We start from the raw sequence: 18,482 nt of genomic DNA, 5'->3' as shown, positions 1-18,482 counted from the left end.
GTAGCTTCTAGCCTCCCTGTACTGCGGTGAGGATTTCCACGTCAGCACCTTCGGTAAGTGGGGTGTCTTGCCATTGTGAGCGGGGCACGACCTGTTCGGCGACGGCTACCGCGGTGCCGTCGGCAGCAATGCCTTTTTCCTCCAGCAGTTGGGCAACGGTGCTGGCCGCCGTGTCATAGGGCTGGCCGTTGAGAGTGAGGATCATTGTTGCTCCTTGCGGTGTCGAAGGGGATTGCAGGCAGTGAGATCGATACTAGGATCGCTGCCGTCGATGAGCTCGCGGGTACAGCGCGCGGCCAGGGCCGTGAGCAGGATGCCGTGGCGGAAATAGCCGGTAGAGATGACGAGCCGGTCGCTGACGCGGCCAAGATAAGGCAAGTCATCCGGCGTGCCGGGACGAGCACCTGCGCTGGCCTCGAGGAACTCGCACTCCTCGACGGCGGGGAGGATGCGGATGGCGTCGCGAAGCAGTGCGTAGACCCCGCCGGCCTGGGCCGTGGTGAGAGTATCCTCGCGGGTGGTAGCGCCAACGGCCAAGGTGCCATCGGCTCGAGGGATGAGGTAGATGGGGCGGTCCTCCACGAAGCCGCGGACGACCCGGTTAAGCAGCGGCTGCAGGTGCTCTGGCACGCGCAGGCGCACGATGTCGCCGTACACTGGGCGTAGTTGGAGGGGAGAGCGTTCTAATCCCGCCGAGCGTGCCCAGTCGACGTCGCGGGTGCCCAGGCCAGCAGCCAGAACGACGTCATCGGCGTGGAAGTTACCAGCGGGAGTGCTGACCACGCCTCTAGCGGCATCAACCGACTGCGCTGCCGTACGAAAGAAACGCACGCCGAGTTCTTGGGCTGCGCTCAGCAGCGAAGCGGCCCACTGGCGGGGAAAAACCTGGGTATCACCGGGGATGCTCACGGCAGCGGCGAGACGCGGGGAAAGAAGCGGTTCGGCGCGGCGCGCCTCGCGTACGGTGATGCGCTCGACCTCCATGTCGTGGAGAGATTGATAGTCAGCCAGCTCAACAAGGTGCTGGGCATCCGCCCGGTCAGCGGCGACGACGAAGGTGCCTTCATCACGGTAGCCGGTGGGAACCTCCGTGTGGGATGCCACCAGATCGATAAGTTCCGGGTACCACTCGCCGGAGGCGCGCATCAAGGGAAAGAGCGGATCCTGCTGGTACACCACCTCTGCAGTGGGGGCGAGCATTCCTCCGGCGAAGTGCGTGGCTCCGGAAGCCGGCGCAGGATCCAGCACGGTGACCTCGTGACCCCGGGAAGCCAGCTCCACTGCGGTGGCTAGGCCCACTACACCTGCGCCGACAATGATGACGGAAGAATCAGTGGCGGTACTCATCGCGTACCTTCATCGAAGCCGGACAACAGCTCGCGGCAGTAGGCTTCTGGGTCATCGGCATGCATGATGCCGCGCACGACAGCTAGGCCGGCCACGCCGGTCGCAGCCAAGTCCGCAGCATCGTTAGCGGTGACATCCCCGATGGCCACGAGGGGAACGCGGGAGAGCTTCACCAGTTCCGGGTAGGCGCCCAGACCCAGCGGCGGGCGGCCGGAGTTCTTCGTTGGGGTGGCACGGAAGGGGCCGCAACCGATGTAGTCAATATACTCAGCCACCTCGTTGGCGGCCGCGACAAGCTCGCGGGTGCCCGTGGTTAGCCCGATGATCGCCTCTGGCCCTAACAGTGCGCGGGCGGCTGCCACGGGCAGATCGTCTTGACCAAGGTGCACGCCGTGGATTGCTTCGCCGTCGTGGCGTAGGGCGAGGGCGACGTCCACGCGGTCGTCGATAAGCACACGCGTTTCTGGATTGGCCTGTGCCACCGCACGCGCCACGTCGCGGCCCAACAGGTAGAGGTCGCGGGCAGAAATCGGCTTAGAACGTACCTGCACGACCCCCGCCCCGCCGCGCGCTGCGGCAGTCGCGATGCGAACGACGTCCGCATGCGAGCCTGCGCCCGTGACGAAGTAACAGCGAAGATCAGGCATTGACGCCGTCTTCCTCGTGGTACAGCTGCGAACCCTGCGCCTTAAACTCCTTCGACTTGCGCTCCTCACCTGCGCGGGCAGCAGCGATAACGTCAGGATCGACGGAGCCTTGGCCCGGGAAGCTGGGCATGCCGAGGGAATCGGAGAAGGTATCGCGAATATCCTGACTGATACGCATCGAGCAGAACTTCGGGCCGCACATCGAGCAGAAATGCGCGGTCTTCGCCGGCTCCGCGGGCAAGGTCTCATCGTGGTAGGCCTGCGCGGTGTCCGGGTCCAGCGAGAGCGCGAACTGATCGTGCCAGCGGAACTCGAAGCGGGCCTTACTCATCGCATCATCCCAAGCGCGTGCACCCGGGTGGCCCTTGGCCACGTCGGCAGCATGGGCAGCCAACTTGTATGTAATGACACCGGTCTTGACGTCGTCACGGTTAGGCAGGCCCAGGTGCTCCTTCGGGGTGACGTAGCACAGCATGGCCGTACCTCCCATGGCGATGTTCGCCGCACCGATGGCGGAGGTGATGTGGTCATAGCCCGGCGCGATATCAGTGACTAGTGGGCCCAGCGTGTAGAAGGGAGCATCAGAAGCCCAGTCTTGCTCCAGTTCGTTGTTTTCCTGAATCATGTTGAGCGGCACGTGGCCCGGGCCTTCCACCATGACCTGGACGTCATACTCCCAGGCGCGCCGGGTGAGCTCGCCGATAGTCTTGAGCTCAGCGAACTGGGCAGTGTCGTTGGCGTCCGCCAGCGAACCCGGGCGCAGACCATCGCCAAGGGAGAAAGCGACGTCGTAGCGCGCGAAAATCTCGCAGAGCTCGTCGAAGTTTTCATAGAGGAAGGACTCCTTGTGGTGTGCCAGGCACCAGCCCGCCATGATGGAACCACCGCGGGAGACAATGCCCGTCACGCGGTCCGTGGTCAGTGGCACGTAAGGCAGCAGCACACCGGCGTGGATGGTCATGTAGTCCACGCCCTGCTCGCATTGCTCGATGACGGTATCACGGAAAATTTCCCAGGTGAGGTCCTCCGCCACGCCGTTCACCTTCTCCAGGGCCTGGTAGATGGGCACGGTTCCGATCGGGACGGGAGAGTTGCGCAGAATCCACTCGCGGGTGGTGTGGATGTCATCGCCGGTGGAAAGGTCCATGACCGTGTCCGCGCCCCAGCGCGTGGCCCAGCGCAGCTTGGAGACTTCCTCAGCGATGGAGGACGTTACCGCGGAGTTGCCGATGTTGGCGTTGATCTTGGTGAGGAACTTGCGGCCGATAATCATCGGCTCAGACTCCGGGTGGTTGACGTTGTTAGGCAGGATGGCACGCCCGCGCGCGATTTCGGAGCGAACAAACTCCGGCTCGCAGTGCTCACGCAGGGCCACGAACTCCATCTCCTTGGTGATGATGCCCTGGCGTGCGTAGTGCATCTGGGTGACGCGCTTGCCTTCCTTCGCGCGCAGAGGCTGGCGCCGCTCGCCCTTCCACTCCTGGGAAGCAGCACCGCGGCGCTCAGCGGAGCGTCCGTCATCGGCCAAGTTGCGGGCGCGGCCCTCATAGGACTCCACATCGCCGCGCTCGGCAATCCACTCTGCGCGCAGTGCCGGAAGGCCTACCTCAGGTTCACACTCCGGGCCACGGGTGCGGTAGACGCGGAAAGGCTCGTTGGGGCCGGTGGGGGAATCATCCAGCTGGATTTCCGTCTCAGGCACCTCAAGGCCCTTCTCCCGGATGGGGGAGTAGGAGTGCTTGGGGTGGATCTCCCCGGAGTCGGAGGACTGGATAGGGGTATGGGTAGCCGTCATGGCTGCTCCTCTCTTCCTTCGCTGGTGCTAACCAGACAGGTTCGAACGGTGCAGGCGCGGTGTCAGCGCCACTCTCAGCCCACTTCCCGTGGGCACCCGTGGGGTATCAGTGCGTTTCCCACCATAGAGGGTAAATCCCAGCCGTGTCAGGCGTTTGGAACAATTTGGCCGGTGGGGGTGAGGTATGGAAAGATGACGTTGTTCTATGTAACAGGCACGAACCGGTCAGCTACCGAAAAGTAGCGCTAGGGTCCTCTGTCTTAAACTGAAAAGGAAAGCATTCAATGGCAAACCTCATTGACAAGGTTGACGCAGCACAGCTGCGTGACGATATCCCGTCCTTCCGCCCGGGCGACACTCTCGACGTCAACGTCAAGGTTATCGAGGGCAGCACCGAGCGTACCCAGCTCTTCAAGGGCGTCTGCATCCGCCGCCAGGGCGACGGCATCCGCGAGACCTTCACCGTCCGCAAGGTCTCCTTCGGCATCGGTGTGGAGCGTACCTTCCCGGTTCACTCCCCGAACATCGCCTCCATCGAGGTAGTTCGCCGCGGCCGCGTTCGCCGCGCCAAGCTGTACTACCTGCGCGACCTGCGCGGCAAGAAGGCCCGCATCAAGGAGCGTCGCTAGTTCTAGCTGCTCAGTAGCCCTCCGCTTCCCACCGTTTCTCATGGGTAAGGCGGAGGGCTTTGTGCTTTACAACGCTGCTCCTGCCGAGCCACATACCGAGGATGTCGTTGCACATTGCTAGGATTTAGCGCGTGGATAAAGACAAGGACATGACTGAAGGTGTCTCTGAGAATCTCACTGACGGTGTCACCAGCGGTGAGCAGGGCGCAGAGAAGAACGTGGATGCGGCGGTAGGGGGGACGTCGCCAAGCACTGCACTGCCTGCGAAGGAGCAGGAGAAAGAAAAGAAGCAGATGCCGTGGTTCCTGGAGACCGTCATCGTCGTGGTCTGCGTACTCGCGGTGGTCGGTGTGTTCCAGAACTTTGTGGGCCGCCAGTACGTCATCCCTTCGGGTTCGATGGAGCCGACCCTGCATGGCTGTGCCGGCTGCAACAATGACCGTATTTTCACCGAGAAGGTCTCCTATTACGGTGACAAAACCCCAGAGCCGGGTGATGTTGTGGTCTTCAAGGGCACCGAGGATTGGGATACCAACTGGCAATCCCCGCGCTCGGATAACCCGGTGATTCACCGTATTCAGGATGCTTTGAGCTATGTCTCGCTTACCCCGCCGGATGAAAACACCTTGGTCAAGCGCGTCATCGCTACCGGTGGGCAGACTGTGTCCTGCCAGGAGGGCGACCCAGCCGTCATGGTAGATGGCAAGCCCATTGAGCAGGACTATGTTCAGGACCCGCCCACCTACCAGGTGGACGAAACTACCGGTTCCTATGCCTGCGGCGGTGCTTACTTTGGTCCGGTGACCGTACCGGAAGGCAATATCTGGGTGATGGGTGATAACCGCACGGCATCGGCGGACTCGCGCTACCACATGCAGGATGAGTACCAGGGCACCATCCCCCTGGAGAACGTGCGCGGCAAGGTCATGTTCGTCTTCTTCCCCTTCAACCGTATCGGTGGGGTCGATGACCCGGACATCCAGTCCTAGCCCCAGCCCGGAAGCCACGCGCCTGCGCACACGTGATGTGCTGTGGGCGCTTGCGGTGACCTTTGCTGTGTTGGCTCTCATCCAAGCCTTTGTGGGGCGGATGTACCTTATCCCGTCGTCATCTATGGAACCGACCCTGCATGGCTGCCCTGGGTGCGCGAACGACCGCATCGTCGTGCAGAAGGTCAGCTACTATTTCTCTGACCCGCAACCGGGAGACGTCGTGGTCTTTTCCGGACCAGATTCGTGGAATACCTCGTTTGACGTCGCACGTTCCCGCAACGTTGTCGTGCGTGGGCTGCAAAACCTTGGTGCTGTGGTGGGGCTGGTGCCCAACGGTGACAACATCCTGGTCAAACGTGTCATTGCCACCGGCGGGCAGACCGTGTCCTGCGAGGAAGGCGATCCTGCCGTCATGGTCGACGGGCATGCAACGAGCCAGGATTTTGTCCTTGACCCTCCAGAGATTCCCATCGATAGTAGCGGGGCCTCACAAGCGTGCGGCGGTGCCTACTTTGGTCCGGTTACGGTACCGGACGGGCACCTGTGGGTTATGGGGGATAACCGCACCAATTCCCTCGACTCCCGCGCGCATCTGGGCGATAAGCTGCAGGGCACCATCCCCGTCGAGAATGTGCGTGGCAAAGTCGAAGCCGTGGTTCTGCCGGTGAGCCGCGCGCATCCTATCGACCATCCAGAGCTATGAGGCGGCTGAAGCAAAAGCGGACGTATGAGGTGGCGTTAACAAAAGCGGGCCTAGGTCCGGTAGCGGGCGTGGATGAAGCTGGGCGAGGGGCCTGCTGTGGGCCGGTGACCATTGCTGCCTGCATCCTTCCGGAACGTATCCTTCCGGGGCTCGAGCGTCTTGATGATTCCAAGAAACTGAGCCCTGTTGCACGTGCCCAGTTGGAACCGATCATTAAACGACGGTCTCTAGCTTGGTCCGTGGTGCACATTGAGGCTCGTGACATCGACACGTTTGGGATCCAACACGCCAATGTGTCCGGGATGCGCCGCGCGGTGGCGCAGTTGGAGGTCCGTCCGGGCTATGTGCTTACCGACGCCCTCCGAGTCCCCGGCATCCCTTCCCCGCAGTTGCCGATCGTCGGTGGTGATACCGCAGCGCGATGTATAGCAGCAGCGAGTATCTTGGCCAAGGTTTCCCGGGACCGTCTCATGGCGGAACTTGAGCAGCGCTACCCGGGCTACGGGCTGGGCAGTCACAAGGGATATGGCACCGTCGCGCACCAGGAGGCTATTGCTCTTTTGGGGGCAACACCGGAACACCGGATGAGTTATCGCAATGTTGCTGGCGCTCATGCGGACTTCCTTGCGCGCGCCTGAGCACGTCAGCGCTGTGTGGGAAGTAAGCTGAGGCACGTTCTGTCACAACACGTGACAACCACCGGAGACGTGAGCGAAGGAGAAGCACACCGTGAGCGCTGAGGAACTCGATAACTACGAGGCTGAAGTCGAGCTGTCGCTGTACCGCGAGTACCGCGATGTGGTCAGCCAATTCTCCTATGTGGTGGAGACCGAACGCAGGTTTTACCTGGCCAACGCCGTCGAACTTATCCCACACACGTCTGGACCTGATGTCTATTACGAGGTGCGCATGTCGGATGCGTGGGTCTGGGATATGTATCGCTCCGCACGTTTCGTGCGCTACGTCCGCGTTATCACCTACAAGGACGTCAACATCGAGGAGCTGGACAAGCCGGACTTTGTGCTTCCGGACTAGCCCAGGCTGTGGATAACCCTGAGGGGGTGGGGTGACCCCGGACTCGTTATCCACAAATATGCCGTGTGGGGCTGCAGACCCCTCGTCAGGAGCTAGGTACCTGAGGTGTTCTGGATAGTGCCGTGAGGTCCACGGCACGAGGACTGGGCTTGTGTCGTGCTTGCGGCGTGTAGAAAGCACGACCATTCCAAGGAGCACCTCCATGACCAGACCTTCAGCATCATCTACTCGCACAGGGACACTGACTACGCCCGCTGCGGGCCAGACCATCCGCCCCCAAGACGCCTTAGGGCGTGCGGGTGAAAAATTCGCCGCCGACTTCTACCGGGCACGCGGCAGCCAAGTAATAGCTGCGAACGTGCAGTACTCCGTAGGGGAGATAGATCTCGTTGTGCGCGAGCGGGATGGAACAATTGTCTTCGTCGAGGTTAAGACCCGTGCTACCCGCAATTACGGAGTTGCAGAGGCAGTGACGAAGCGCAAACTGCAGCGCCTGCGCAAGGCTGCCGCCTACTGGTTGGATGGCAAGCCGCTTTCCGACGTCCGCTTTGACGTCCTCGGCCTTGTGCAATCCGGCGCTGACTTCGATGTGGAGTACTTTCAGGGGGTGGAGCATGGCTCTCGGTAGGTGCGACACGATTGCACTTGATGGCGTACTTGCCAAAGTCGTTGAGGTGGAGGCCAATGTCGGGCCAGGACTCCCGGGAGTACACGTGGTGGGCTTGGGCGATGCCGCGATTTCTGAGTCGCGCGACCGCATCCGCACAGCGGTGAGCAACTCTCACTTGCCCTGGCCCAAGACCAAAGTCGTGGTGTCGATGTCCCCGGCGTCGCTGCCCAAGGCTGGAGCCCATTTCGACTTGCCCATGGCACTTGCCATTCTGGCAGCGGGACAGCCGGACAATAACCGGCTCACCGGGACTATCGTGCTGGGGGAGCTGGGACTTGATGGCCGCGTGCGTCCAGTATCTGGCATCATCCCCGCGCTTCTGGCAGCGCGTTCACAAGGCTATGACACGCTCATCATCCCTCCCGGCAATGCGGCTGAAGCAGCACTTGTGCCGGGTATGCGGGTCCTTGTCGCGGAGACACTGTGGGATGCTTTTGCCTGGGCTTGTGGCAGCGATTGTCTTGCCGCAGCGGAGCTTGTTGCACGCGACGTCGTAGCGCTGCGCGAAGAGCCAGCCGACTTCAGCGAAGTGGCCGGCCAGAAGGAAGCTAAGTGGGCAGCAGAGGTCGCGGCAGCCGGCGGACATCACGTCATGATGGTCGGACCACCTGGGTCTGGAAAGTCCATGATTGCCTCCCGCTTGCCCAGCATTCTGCCGCGGTTGACTACCGACCAGTCAGTTGAAGCTACCGCTATTCATTCGGTGGCAGGCTCAGTGGGGACAGTCATTTCCCGGGCCCCCTTTATCGCCCCGCATGCCTCAGTGACCAGAGCCGCGCTTATTGGCGGCGGCTCGGGCCGCCCGCGGCCGGGCGCTGTGAGCCTAGCTCACCACGGGGTTCTCTTCCTGGATGAAGTTAGTGAGGTACCTGCCCAGGTGTTGGACGGCCTTCGCGCACCGTTGGAAGAAGGGCAGGTGCGTTTGGCCCGGGCGCGCCGGGAGGTCACATTCCCTGCGCGTTTTCAGCTGGTGCTCGCGGCGAACCCCTGCCGCTGCGGTACTGAAGATCCAGCACGGTGTGAATGCAGGTCCGTGGACCGGATGAACTATCTCTCCAATCTGTCAGGTCCCTTGCGTGATCGCCTCGACATTATCGTCTCCTTGTCCGGCCAGTCCGCAGTGCTCAATGCCGAAGGCGAGGAAACCTCTGCTGTTATTGCACAGCGCGTAGCCGAAGCCCGTGAACGCATGACCACTCGATGGGAGAACGACGGTCTGGGAGTGGTGAATAATGGCGCTGTTCCGGCCTCGTATCTGCGGCGTCATCGTCCCGCAGCTGAATCCGCCATGATCATGCTGGCAGCCTACTTGGCTGAAGGAGAGCTGAGCCAACGCGGCGTGGACCGAGTACTGCGATTGGCCTGGACATTGGCGGATCTCGACGGCACCGGCCGCCCAGACCTCGACCACGTTAGCCGGGCCCTTGACCTGCGTGGCGCGGGGACAATCGAAAGGTTGGCGGCATGAGTGAGCTCAATCTATCGACACTCCAGCACACTTGGGCCTATCTCAACCGCGTGGTGGAGGGACCCTCACCTGTGCTGCATGGATTGCTCACTCACTACCCCGCAGAAGAGATTGCTCACGGCATTTATAGGGGAGAGGACTGGATTGGTCCGTTGCGCCAGTCCACGGCTTCGCGGCGTGACTGGTTGCGTCAAGACGAAGACCTAGCTGCCGCGGAAGCAGTTGGGGCGAGGTTGATTACCCCAGACGACAATGAATGGCCGGGCGAGGAGTTCTCCAGTGCTTTCGGTTTCTATCAACAGGGGCTTGTCGATGCACCCGCCACCTTCGATGACCAAGCCGTCCCTCCCCATAGTTTGTGGGTACGCGGCGGTAATCTGCGTGAGGCCGTAGCGCAGTCTGTTGCTCTGGTCGGCACCCGTGCAGTTAGCCGCTACGGCTGGGAAGCAAGCCGATTATTAGCAGGTGGCTTAGCCACACACCAGTGGACAGTTGTCTCTGGCGGCGCGGTTGGTGTGGACACCGCTGTTCACGAAAGCGCCTTGGACGCAGGCGGCCAGACAGTGGCGGTGGCCGCCTGCGGCATCGACATTTCCTATCCGGCGCGCAACGCACAGCTCTTTGAGAAGATTGCCGCGTCAGGCTGCGTTGTTTCGGAGTTCGCGCCGGGAACCCGGCCGCAGCGCTTTCGATTTCTTTCTCGTAACCGGCTGGTGGCAGCAATGACGGCGGGCACTGTGGTCGTGGAGGCCGGTTTCAGATCGGGCGCGCTCAACACCTTGAACTGGGCGGAAGCTCTGGGCAGGGTAGCTATGGCGGTTCCGGGGCCGATAACAACGTCGGGTTCATTGGGCTGTCACCAGCGTATCCAGGAAGGTCGCGCGCAATTGGTGGCTTCTGCTGATGAGGTACGAGGCTTGGTTGGCCAAGTCGGTGCCGTGGACGCGGCGGGACAATACGAGTTGGAATTCCAGCCCACAGCGGTCCAGCGGCTTTCTCGAAACGAGCTCAAGGTGTATGACTCCACGCCTCCTGAAACCGCGGATGAAGGAGCGAGCGCCGAAGACATTGCCGCGGCGGCAGGAATGCGCGTGGCCTTGACAGTGCACCTGCTGGTGGCGATGCAGAAGATGGGGGTGATAAGCCGTACTGGAGCGCTATGGCAGCGTACGTGAGTACACTCTTGAGTTATGAGTGGCGCAAGTGAAAACGGTGGGCGGCGCGTCGGGGCGCAGCTGGAGGAAGCAATAGAGGACTTCGCTGAACACCAGCGTGTTGTCCGTGGCCGCTCATCCGCCACCGTTCGCGGATACTGCTCAGACCTGCGCTTGCTGAGTGACAGCGTGCCTGACTTTGCCTCCTTCACGTTGACTGCGCTGCGCGCGTGGCTGGCACGCGCAGTCGAGGAAGGGAAGTCTCGGTCCACGCTGGCTCGGCGCACCGCGTCACTGCGCGCATTTTCGACGTGGGCGGCACGTGAAGGTTATCTCGCCACTGATGTGGCTCAACGCCTCGTTACGCCAAAGGTAGGCAAGCACCTGCCGACCGTCATGTCACCCACTGCCGCCGGTGAGCTCATGGGCAATGTGGTGTCGACCGATGAGGTTCACTTCCTGCGTGACAGTGCCATGCTGGAATTCCTCTACGCCACGGGAGTACGTGTCGCGGAACTTGTCGGGCTCGATATTGGCGATGTTGACCTCGCGCGCCGAACCGCGCGCGTAACCGGTAAGGGAAATAAACAACGGGTTGTGCCCTTTGGGGCAGCAGCTGCAGAGGCGCTTGAAGCGTGGTTGAGTTCTGGGCGCGGACAGCTAGCGGGTGACACGGAGGCGGTGTTTGTGGGGACTCGGGGCGGCCGTATTGATGCCCGCCAAGTGCGACGAGTTGTGGACCGCGCCGCACAAGTAACAGGAGAGTCGGGTCTGACCCCGCACGGACTTCGGCACTCGGCCGCCACGCATTTATTAGAAGGCGGCGCTGACCTTCGTATGGTCCAAGAGCTATTAGGACACTCTTCGCTGCAGACCACGCAGGTCTATACCCACGTCTCAGCGCAGAGGCTTAAGGACGTCTACGCGCGTTCCCATCCACGGGCTTGAGCCGGATGACGGGTTCGCCCAATAGCCCTAATGGGTCGATGTAGTCCTCACGTCCTTCCACGGCACCCCAGTGGAGTCCCGGATAGCCGTCGACGGACGGCGCCAGCGTGCCAATGATGTCTCCCTCTGTGACGTGGTCACCTTTTTTGACTCTCGCAAAGACAGGTTGATAGGTCGTGCGAATCCCGTCGTCATGCTTGATGGATACCACGGGTTTACCAGCGACCGAACCAGCGAAGTGCACCACGCCATCCCCGGCCGCGCGCACAGAGCCGCCTACGGGGAGGGCCAAATCGACACCGCGATGACCAGATAGCCAGCGCTGCTCGGGAGGCTCGAATCCTCGCAATACCTGAGTGGCCGCGGGGAAACCGGTCGTCGGATCGACGTAAGGCAGAGCCTGCGGAACAGCGGCTAAGGCAATATGAGCTAAGACGGCCACGGCCGCAAGAACAGTGGTGATGTGAGGGCGGTGCTGCATGATTCCAGCATTGATGCTTGAGATTGTCGTGGGAAGGGGGAGAAAGTGAGGTGTGGATAACCTGTTAAGGAAGAAACGCGTGTTTCAGTAGTGGGAAAGTTGGCTGAAGCTGTCAACAAAGTCCTTGTGAGTTTAGGGTCTGTCGTTTTGGAATCCTTGTGTGTGCAGTACTAAGCTGGCCTTTAGCAGTCTGTGTTTACTGCTCTCGTGCTGTCTTTCGGGCCTAGTGCTCGCGGCGCATGAAGAGAGAAACTCTGGATTGACTACGCGCGGCGAAGTCGTCGCTTCCTGGGTTAAGGAAGAGACAGTCTGTGGTTGACGTGGTCCCCGTTGAGTCGGGGTGTTGACTTGGGCCTTCGTTGCTAGGGTGCGGGATAAAATACCGCACAATTTTTGCAAAACCGAAACAACGTATAGAAAGCGAGCGAATCATGGCAGTTGTAACCATGCGCGAGCTCCTCGACGCTGGTGTCCACTTCGGTCACCAGACCCGTCGCTGGAACCCGAAGATGAAGCGCTACATCTTCACCGACCGTAACGGCATCTACATCATTGACCTGCAGCAGACGCTGACCTACATCGATGAGGCCTTCGAGTTCGTTAAGGAGACCGTCGCACACGGCGGCACCATCCTCTTCGTTGGTACCAAGAAGCAGGCTCAGGAAGCTGTTGCCGAAGAGGCAACCCGCGTTGGCATGCCGTACGTCAACCACCGCTGGCTGGGCGGTATGCTCACCAACTTCCAGACCGTGTCCAAGCGCCTGAAGCGCATGAAGGAACTGCAGGCTATGGACGCTGCAGAGGACGGCTACAAGGGCCGCACCAAGAAGGAAGTTCTCATGCTTACCCGCGAGCGCGTTAAGCTCGAGCGCGTCCTGGGCGGCATCTCCGACATGACCAAGGCTCCGTCCGCACTGTGGATCGTTGACACCAACAAGGAGCACATCGCGGTCAAGGAAGCCCACAAGCTCAACATCCCGGTTGTTGCCATCCTGGATACCAACTGCGACCCGGATGAGGTCAACTTCCCGATCCCGGGCAACGACGATGCTATCCGCGCCACCAAGCTGCTGTCCGGCATCATCGCTACCGCAGTGGAAGAGGGCAAGAAGGCTCGCGAAGAGCGCCAGCTTGCTCAGGCTAAGGAAGCTGCCGGCGATTCCGCTGAGAAGGACGCTCGCGACGCCGCTGAGGCTGCCGCTGCTTCCGACCCGGCCTCCGCCGAGAAGGCTGAGGACGCCGAGAAGTCCGCAGAGTAAACTGCCTAAAAGCCCCCGCACCGCGCGGTACATACAGACCCGCGGCGATGGGGGCTTTTTCTCACGCGCCTCATCATGGCGCGTGACACGCCACCACGCCGTCAACAGGCACTGCGGTGTCGTGCGCGTTACCCTCGCGGGGGAGTTGAGAATCACTAACACCCCCTCAACGCGACGTGGTGGAAGCGATTCAGCTACGCTGTTTCATCGAATACCGTTTAATTCCAAGGAGGAACGCTCCAACTATGGCGAACTACACTGCTGCAGACGTTAAGGCACTGCGTGAGGCCACCGGCGCCGGCATGCTCGATTGCAAGAAGGCTCTCGACGAGTCCCAGGGTGACTACGACAAGGCTGTCGAGTACCTGCGCATCAAGGGTGCAAAGAACGTGTCCAAGCGTGCTGAGCGCGAGGCTACCGAGGGTCTGATTGCCGTGTCCGGCAACACCATGGTCGAGATCAACTGCGAGACCGACTTCGTGGCTAAGAACGAGGCCTTCAAGTCCTTCGCTGCCAAGATTGCTGAGGCTGCTGGCGAGGCCAAGGTTAACTCCGGCGAGGAGCTCAACAACCTCGAGATCGATGGCAAGAAGGTTTCTGAGGTCGTCGACGAAGAGTCCGCAAAGACCGGTGAGAAGCTGCAGGCACGCCGCGCAGTCACCATCGAGGGCGACAACGTTGCTGTCTACCTGCACCAGCGTTCCGCTGATCTGCCGCCGGCAGTGGGCGTTCTCGTGTCCTACGAGGGCAACGCTGAGGGCGCACACGCAGTAGCCCTGCAGATTGCTGCCATGAACGCCGAGTACCTCACTCGCGAGGATGTTCCGGCTGAGGTCGTCGAGAAGGAGCGCGAAATCGCTGAGGCTACCACCCGCGAGGAGGGCAAGCCGGAGGCTGCGCTGCCGAAGATTGTGGAAGGCCGCCTCAATGGCTTCTACAAGTCCGTCGTCCTGCTTGAGCAGGCTTCCCTGTCTGACTCCAAGAAGACCGTCAAGCAGGTTGCTGACGAGGCTGGCACCACCATCACCAACTTCGTTCGCTACGAGGTAGGCGCCTAAACGCCATTCAGGCGCGACGCGCTGACTTACCGTCCCCCTCTCCCTCCCCACGATGTATTGGGGTAGGAGAGGGGGACGTTTGCGTTTTGGGGCGTCGTCAAGCACTGCTCACGCACAGCCGTGGGTGAATATTTATGACGGACGCAGCTATGGTTAAGATGGAACAGAAAAAGTGAAGTGCTCAACTCGGATGCTCAATGTGGAGCACCGCCATGCGTGAAGGAGACGATGAAGGCCGTGACGACCCCTGGACCGAAGCGAACCGGATACAAGCGAGTCATGCTGAAGCTGGGCGGTGAGATGTTTGGCGGAGGCAAGGTTGGCATCGACCCCGATGTAGTGGAAAACGTCGCACGTCAGATCGCTGAAGTGGCAAACCAGGGTACTGAAATTGCCGTGGTCATCGGCGGTGGCAACTTCTTCCGTGGCGCTGAGCTCTCCCAGCGTGGCATGGACCGCGCACGCTCTGACTACATGGGCATGCTGGGCACCGTCATGAACTCCTTGGCGCTGCAGGACTTCCTCAAGCAGCAAGGCATTGACTGCCGCGTGCAGACCTCCATCAACATGGCCCAGATAGCAGAGCCGTACCTGCCGCTGCGTGCAGACCGCCACTTGGAGAAGGGTCGCGTCGTCATCTTCGGCGCAGGTATGGGTATGCCGTACTTTTCCACCGACACCACTGCCGCACAACGCGCGCTCGAAATTGGGGCGGAGGTGCTCTTCTTGGCCAAGGCCGTGGACGGCGTATATTCCGCTGACCCGCGCACCAACCCGGATGCTGAGCTGTACTCCGAAATCACCCCGCGTGAGGTCATTGAGAAGGGCCTGAAGGTAGCAGATGCCACCGCATTCAGCCTGTGCATGGACAACAACATGCCGATCTTGGTGTTTAACCTCCTCACCGACGGCAACATTAAGCGTGCCGTTAATGGTGAGAAGATCGGCACGCTGGTCCAGTCTTAGTACAAACCGGCCGCGACCTGCTAGATTCTTTCCCAGAACTTTTAACTATTGCAAGGGAGTTGTAAACCCTCATGATCGACGAGATCCAGCTCGAAGCAGAAGAGCACATGACCGCCTCAGTGGAGCATGCCCGCGAGCAGCTCCTCACCATCCGTACCGGCCGCGCGAACCCGTCCATGTTCAACGGTTTGGTCGCGGATTACTACGGCGTGCCGACTCCGATTACGCAGATGTCCACTATCTCTGTCCCGGAGCCGCGCATGCTGCTTATCAAGCCCTACGAGCAGTCCATGATTGGTGAGATTGAGAACGCTATCCGCAACTCGGATCTCGGCGTAAACCCGACCAATGACGGTCAGGTGCTGCGCGTTACTGTTCCGCAGCTCACGGAGGAGCGCCGTCGCGACATGGTCAAGATGGCTAAGAGCAAGGGCGAAGATGGCAAGATTGCTATCCGCAACATTCGCCGCAAGGCGATGGAGCAGCTCAAGAAACTGCAGAAGGATGGCGACGCTGGCGAGGACGAGGTTATCGCCGCAGAGAAGGAAATGGAAAAGATTACTTCCGGCTACATCGAGCAGGTGGACAAGCTCGTCGCCAACAAGGAAGAGGAGCTCATGGAGGTCTAACCTCCTGCTGTGAACTCCGAACCGCCGCCGCGCCAAGGCACCGACCAGCACGGCGGCATTTTTCTGTGTAGGACCCCACGATGACATTCCATTACGTGTGAAGGAGCTAGCGTGACCACTGAGCACTCACGGCACACTCGCCGGATGCCCAAGCCGAAGAACAATGCGGGCCGCGATCTGCCCGCTGCCATTGGTGTGGGTGTCGGACTTGGTGCGCTGGTTGTCTTCGCCGTGTGGGCAGGCCCCTTCGTGTGGTACTTGGTGGTCGCTGCAGCGCTTGGCGTGGCCATGTGGGAGGTACTGACACGCCTGCGCGAGCACTCCTATTACGTGCCTCGCACGCTGCTTATCGTCTTAGGGCAGGCGATGGTGTGGGTCTCGTGGTTCCTGAACGCTCCGGGACTCGTAGCGGTCTATGTCGTGGCCGTGCTAGCCCTCATGTTTGGGCGCCTTTTCCATAATGGGCGACACCGCCCGCCGATTAACTATCTGCGCGATATGTCCGTGGGCATCTTCGTTCTGACGTGGATTCCGCTTTTCGGTACGTTCGCGGCGATGCTCTCCCGCGTCGAGACGCCTTTTGCATCCGGAGCGGCGTCCATTGTTGTCTTCATGCTGTGCGTCGTGGCGTCAGATACCGGTGGCTTCATCGCGGGCGTCATGTTTGGTTCGCACCCCATGGCCCCTGCCGTGAGCCCGAAGAAGTCCTGGGAAGGCTTCGCTGGTTCGGTCCTGTTTGGTACCGTCACCGGCGCGTTGTGCTTTGCTTTCTTGCTTCACCATACCCCGTGGGTTGGCGCACTGATGGGCCTTGGGCTCGTATTCTGTGCCACGCTGGGTGACCTCGTGGAATCACAATTCAAACGCGAGCTGGGTATCAAGGATATGTCGGACCTGTTGCCGGGCCACGGCGGCCTTATGGACCGACTCGACGGCATGCTGCCGTCAGCAATGGTGACCTGGGTGGCCATGAGTTTCCTGGCCACCCTTACCCCCTAGGGAGTGCTCGGACGCCTAGCGTCGAGCCTGCTTGCGCACCTGGCGGCGCAGCTCAAACATACGCCAGCCGCCGACGAGCGCCATGATGAGTGCACCGGCAATGGCGCAGATGAGGTAGGTAACGCCGGCCGGGAATTCGACAGACCAGTTGAGGAAGTTGAGCGGTACTTCGTGCTGGTTCTGCAGAATGAAGATAATGAGCACAATAAGCAGCAAGAAGCCCACGATGAGGGCAATCCAGGTGCTGGCGGCAAAAGAGCCCTTAACCTTGCCGTTGTTCTTGTCCGTGGTCGTTGCCGGGGAAGTCGCCGTAGTAGTGCTATCAGTCGTCGTGCCGGCGGGTTCGACAGCCCCCGCGGTATCCGGGGTGGTCTCGTAGGCAGTGTTGTCAGGCTGCGCGTCGAAATTTGTGCTCGGTTCGTTGTCAGCGAAAGGGCCGGAGGTTGAGCGGAGATTGTCAGAGCTATGTTCTGGATTCGTCATACACCTATTAAATAGGTCAACATGTCACTTTCGCCACTCCAGCGGAGCTTCGATTGGATAATGTGGCCAAAAACGTGGAAAAATGGGCCTCACCATGGCTGAACCACTGAAATTGAACTTCTCCGCTCCGCGTCGCGGGCTGCCCCCGAAGCACTTCGCGGACTTGACCGAGGACGAGCGCATTGAAGCGCTCGCCGAACTTGGCCTGCCCAAGTTCCGAGCAAAGCAGCTGGCCAAGCACTACTACGTTCACTACACCGCCGATGTTTCCGAGATGACCGATATCCCGGCTGCTTCCCGCGATGCTGTCCAAGAAAAGCTCTTCCCTGAGCTCATGACGCCCATCCGCCAAACCTCCACAGATGATGGCGAAACCACCAAGTCCCTGTGGCGCCTGCACGATGGCACACTGTTGGAGTCGGTCCTGATGCGCTACCCAGGCCGCGCTACGCTGTGCATTTCTTCCCAGGCTGGTTGCGGCATGGCGTGTCCGTTCTGTGCTACCGGCCAGGGCGGCCTAGACCGTAACCTGTCCACGGCTGAAATTGTGGAGCAGTTCCGCCACGCCGCACGCCTCATGGAGGCAGAAGGTGGCCGCCTGAGCAACGTGGTGTTCATGGGCATGGGAGAGCCGCTGGCGAACTACAAGCGCGTCGTCCAGGCAGTCCGCCAGATCACCGGACAGGACCTAGCTGGATTCGGCCTGTCTCAGCGCAACGTCACCGTCTCCACCGTGGGCTTGGCTCCTGCTATTCGCAAGCTGGCCGATGAGGATCTCTCCTGCACTCTGGCAGTTTCCCTGCATACCCCGGATGATGAATTGCGCGATACCCTCGTGCCGGTTAATAACCGCTGGCCGGTTGATGACGTGCTCGACGCTGCCCGCTACTACGCTGATAAATCTGGCCGCCGCGTGTCTATCGAGTACGCGCTTATTCGGGACAAGAATGACCAGGACTTCCGTGCAGATATGCTGGGGCAGAAGTTGCACGCAGCGCTCGGTTCCAAGGTCCACGTCAATGTTATTCCGCTTAACCCCACTCCTGGCTCCGAGTGGGACGCAGCGCCTAAGGCCCGCCAGGACGAGTTTGTGCGCCGCGTCATTGCTCAAGGTGTGCCGTGCACGGTGCGTGACACCAAGGGCGATGAGATTGCCGCGGCCTGTGGCCAGCTCGCCGCTGATGAACGCGAAACTGCTTAGCACTCCGCTTACAGTTTC

General features: G+C 60.8%; 21 protein-coding genes and 1 riboswitch. Of the genes, 15 read left to right on the top strand and 6 right to left on the bottom strand.

Annotated features, from left to right (window positions below; genetic code table 11):
- Positions 1-7: 7 nt before the first annotated feature.
- From thiS to thiC, 4 genes are all read right to left on the bottom strand, one after another.
- The gene (gene thiS, locus I6J26_RS01720) at positions 8-205 is read right to left on the bottom strand and encodes a sulfur carrier protein ThiS (protein ID WP_039675948.1); all 198 of its coding nucleotides are present in this window, start codon (positions 203-205) and stop codon (positions 8-10) included.
- Positions 202-1,347, bottom strand: coding sequence for a glycine oxidase ThiO (thiO, locus tag I6J26_RS01715; protein ID WP_115022712.1), 1,146 nt, complete (start codon positions 1,345-1,347; stop codon positions 202-204). The genes thiS and thiO overlap by 4 nt, the downstream gene beginning before the upstream one ends.
- Positions 1,344-1,994 (bottom strand): thiamine phosphate synthase, encoded by a 651-nt coding sequence (locus I6J26_RS01710; RefSeq protein WP_115022710.1) that lies wholly within the window; start codon positions 1,992-1,994, stop codon positions 1,344-1,346. Before I6J26_RS01710 ends, thiO begins: the two co-directional genes overlap by 4 nt.
- On the bottom strand, positions 1,987-3,789 hold the full coding sequence (gene thiC / locus I6J26_RS01705; protein ID WP_115022707.1) for a phosphomethylpyrimidine synthase ThiC: 1,803 nt from the start codon (positions 3,787-3,789) through the stop codon (positions 1,987-1,989). Before thiC ends, I6J26_RS01710 begins: the two co-directional genes overlap by 8 nt.
- A riboswitch (TPP riboswitch) is annotated at positions 3,785-3,899 on the bottom strand. (Overlaps the previous gene by 5 nt.)
- A 174-nt stretch (positions 3,900-4,073) precedes the next feature.
- On the opposite strand from thiC, the gene rplS reads away from it, so the two are divergent.
- The 9 genes from rplS to I6J26_RS01660 all read left to right on the top strand — a co-directional run bounded on the left by rplS (position 4,074) and on the right by I6J26_RS01660 (position 11,388).
- On the top strand, positions 4,074-4,418 hold the full coding sequence (gene rplS, locus I6J26_RS01700; protein ID WP_115022704.1) for a 50S ribosomal protein L19: 345 nt from the start codon (positions 4,074-4,076) through the stop codon (positions 4,416-4,418).
- A 293-nt stretch (positions 4,419-4,711) separates the two neighbouring features.
- Positions 4,712-5,407 carry a signal peptidase I gene (gene lepB, locus I6J26_RS01695; protein WP_115024393.1) on the top strand — a complete coding sequence of 232 codons (696 nt, stop codon included), beginning with the start codon at positions 4,712-4,714 and terminating at the stop codon, positions 5,405-5,407.
- Positions 5,385-6,113, top strand: coding sequence for a signal peptidase I (lepB, locus tag I6J26_RS01690; RefSeq protein WP_115022702.1), 729 nt, complete (start codon positions 5,385-5,387; stop codon positions 6,111-6,113). The genes lepB (I6J26_RS01695) and lepB (I6J26_RS01690) overlap by 23 nt, the downstream gene beginning before the upstream one ends.
- Complete coding sequence (locus tag I6J26_RS01685) at positions 6,110-6,751, top strand: ribonuclease HII (protein WP_115022699.1); 642 nt, start codon at positions 6,110-6,112, stop codon at positions 6,749-6,751. The genes lepB (I6J26_RS01690) and I6J26_RS01685 overlap by 4 nt, the downstream gene beginning before the upstream one ends.
- Before the next feature lie 91 nt (positions 6,752-6,842).
- Positions 6,843-7,148 carry a DUF2469 domain-containing protein gene (locus I6J26_RS01680; RefSeq protein WP_039675937.1) on the top strand — a complete coding sequence of 102 codons (306 nt, stop codon included), beginning with the start codon at positions 6,843-6,845 and terminating at the stop codon, positions 7,146-7,148.
- 202 nt (positions 7,149-7,350) lie between these two features.
- Positions 7,351-7,776: a YraN family protein gene (locus I6J26_RS01675; protein WP_115022696.1), complete on the top strand. Its 426-nt coding sequence runs from the start codon at positions 7,351-7,353 to the stop codon at positions 7,774-7,776.
- Positions 7,763-9,286, top strand: a complete 1,524-nt coding sequence (locus tag I6J26_RS01670; RefSeq protein WP_115022694.1) for a YifB family Mg chelatase-like AAA ATPase — start codon at positions 7,763-7,765, stop codon at positions 9,284-9,286. Before I6J26_RS01675 ends, I6J26_RS01670 begins: the two co-directional genes overlap by 14 nt.
- Positions 9,283-10,461, top strand: coding sequence for a DNA-processing protein DprA (gene dprA, locus I6J26_RS01665; protein ID WP_115022691.1), 1,179 nt, complete (start codon positions 9,283-9,285; stop codon positions 10,459-10,461). The genes I6J26_RS01670 and dprA overlap by 4 nt, the downstream gene beginning before the upstream one ends.
- A 15-nt stretch (positions 10,462-10,476) precedes the next feature.
- The gene (locus tag I6J26_RS01660) at positions 10,477-11,388 is read left to right on the top strand and encodes a tyrosine recombinase XerC (RefSeq protein ID WP_115022688.1); all 912 of its coding nucleotides are present in this window, start codon (positions 10,477-10,479) and stop codon (positions 11,386-11,388) included.
- On the opposite strand, the gene I6J26_RS01655 is transcribed toward I6J26_RS01660, so the two are convergent.
- Positions 11,351-11,869, bottom strand: a complete 519-nt coding sequence (locus I6J26_RS01655; RefSeq protein ID WP_115022686.1) for a M23 family metallopeptidase — start codon at positions 11,867-11,869, stop codon at positions 11,351-11,353. The two genes, I6J26_RS01660 and I6J26_RS01655, sit on opposite strands and share 38 nt — an antisense overlap.
- 431 nt (positions 11,870-12,300) lie before the next feature.
- Between I6J26_RS01655 and rpsB the strand changes: the two genes are divergently transcribed.
- The 5 genes from rpsB (at position 12,301) to I6J26_RS01630 (ending at position 16,780) form a co-directional block, all read left to right on the top strand.
- Complete coding sequence (gene rpsB / locus I6J26_RS01650) at positions 12,301-13,128, top strand: 30S ribosomal protein S2 (RefSeq protein WP_039675925.1); 828 nt, start codon at positions 12,301-12,303, stop codon at positions 13,126-13,128.
- A 245-nt stretch (positions 13,129-13,373) separates the two neighbouring features.
- Positions 13,374-14,186: a translation elongation factor Ts gene (tsf, locus tag I6J26_RS01645; protein WP_039675923.1), complete on the top strand. Its 813-nt coding sequence runs from the start codon at positions 13,374-13,376 to the stop codon at positions 14,184-14,186.
- A gap of 228 nt (positions 14,187-14,414) precedes the next feature.
- Positions 14,415-15,152 (top strand): UMP kinase, encoded by a 738-nt coding sequence (pyrH, locus tag I6J26_RS01640; protein ID WP_039675921.1) that lies wholly within the window; start codon positions 14,415-14,417, stop codon positions 15,150-15,152.
- A gap of 71 nt (positions 15,153-15,223) precedes the next feature.
- On the top strand, positions 15,224-15,781 hold the full coding sequence (frr, locus tag I6J26_RS01635; protein WP_039675919.1) for a ribosome recycling factor: 558 nt from the start codon (positions 15,224-15,226) through the stop codon (positions 15,779-15,781).
- A 144-nt stretch (positions 15,782-15,925) separates the two neighbouring features.
- Positions 15,926-16,780, top strand: coding sequence for a phosphatidate cytidylyltransferase (locus I6J26_RS01630; RefSeq protein ID WP_181815459.1), 855 nt, complete (start codon positions 15,926-15,928; stop codon positions 16,778-16,780).
- Positions 16,781-16,795: 15 nt separating this feature from the next.
- Here I6J26_RS01630 and I6J26_RS01625 read toward each other — a convergent pair whose 3' ends face one another.
- Positions 16,796-17,263: a LapA family protein gene (locus tag I6J26_RS01625; protein ID WP_115022683.1), complete on the bottom strand. Its 468-nt coding sequence runs from the start codon at positions 17,261-17,263 to the stop codon at positions 16,796-16,798.
- Between the two features lie 94 nt (positions 17,264-17,357).
- On the opposite strand from I6J26_RS01625, the gene rlmN reads away from it, so the two are divergent.
- Positions 17,358-18,464: a 23S rRNA (adenine(2503)-C(2))-methyltransferase RlmN gene (rlmN, locus tag I6J26_RS01620; RefSeq protein WP_115024389.1), complete on the top strand. Its 1,107-nt coding sequence runs from the start codon at positions 17,358-17,360 to the stop codon at positions 18,462-18,464.
- Positions 18,465-18,482: the final 18 nt, after the last annotated feature.

The organism is Corynebacterium minutissimum, assembly GCF_016889765.1.
Taxonomy (GTDB): Bacteria; Actinomycetota; Actinomycetes; order Mycobacteriales; family Mycobacteriaceae; genus Corynebacterium; species Corynebacterium minutissimum_B.
Note: the sequence above shows the minus strand (reverse complement) of the source record. Positions and strands in the feature narration are given on the sequence as shown.